1 pseudogene is annotated in these 1,207 nt (G+C 59.2%); it reads right to left on the bottom strand.

The features are described from left to right. A pseudogene (locus AC1DQ3_RS36450) lies at positions 1-1,169 on the bottom strand (hypothetical protein); the annotation flags it as partial. Positions 1,170-1,207 lie beyond the last annotated feature (38 nt).

The following is a 1,207-nucleotide window of genomic DNA, read 5'->3' as shown; positions in this document are numbered from 1 at the left end:
TGGCAATTGTCGTTGCCGATCATCCCCGACACGCAGACCTGCACGCGGGCGTAGTATTGTCCCGTGGCCTCTCCAGTACCGATCCCACGGGTCGCTTGCGGCGGATTCTCCGCCGAGGCATTCAGGCCGGAGAGGGCCGGAAGGTTCCCATTTGAAAGGTTGCGGCCGTGGGTCCTGTTGCGTTCCGACGCCCAATTGCACTGCCAGCGCTCACTGGAGCCCCACAAGGCATAGTTTCCCCTCGCCACGCGTATTTCAGGCGGGGCGTTGTTGCTCTGGGAATATCTGTTGCCGGCGCTTGAGTCGTTGGGGGTCGTGTTGCACAGTGTCAGCCCCACGCGGCTGAGGTTGGATACTGTCCATCTGCTGTAGATCCTGTCCGTACCACTAATCGAGCGGCTGTCGATATTCACGGTAATGGTCGACGGCCTGCTTGCACTGCTGTCGTTCACTACCCAGGTCACCCAACCGATCATCTGCGTGTTGGCAGGCGCGCCGCCTGGCACCAGCAGCATCTGATCGCCGATCTCGAATTGGTTCGAGGTGCTGATGGTTACGCTTTGCCATCCCTCGGCCAGGCTGACGCTGCTGGTGGAAGTGAACGTTGGCGCAGTCCGTTCTATCTGTTGGCCTGTGCCGTACGTGTACGGCGTGAGTTTCGGCAGGTCGGCGCCGTTGTAGTACTTCGCCCAGGAATGCGCGTCCATCGGCAGGAACGCACGTTCGAGGATGGTGTTTGTGCTTGTGTCGGTAGACCGGTAGCCACCGTAGAGGATTTTCCTGACCGCATCCATGCGGGTCATGCTGGACCAATTCAGGAAGTTCCCGCTCCAGGCGCTCGATGCCGGGCAATAGTGGTTCCTGGGGGTTGCCGGCGCAATGATCGAGGCCGGTACGAAGGCATGCTGGGCAGTGCTGTAGGTGTAGCACTTGAACGAATCGAAATAGCCAGCGTAATCGATCGAATCATCATAGGTAGTGTCGATCTTGCCGTCGCCATTCACGTCGGAATAGTCGTTGTATGCCTTTTGGTACAGGGCTCGATCTTTCGACAGGTTGATCATCACGATCGGAGGCACATTGCCGCCGGCATAGAGCGGTACGCTCGCCAGGTTGAGCTGTGCCGCACTTGCCGAAAACACGGCCAGCGCCAGCGACAGCATGACCATGAGGATCTGGCATCCGGAGATCAGTCTGGAACGAGTGC

This window comes from Cupriavidus sp. 01T418 (assembly GCF_056398885.1).
This window is presented reverse-complemented; position numbering and strand designations above follow the sequence as displayed.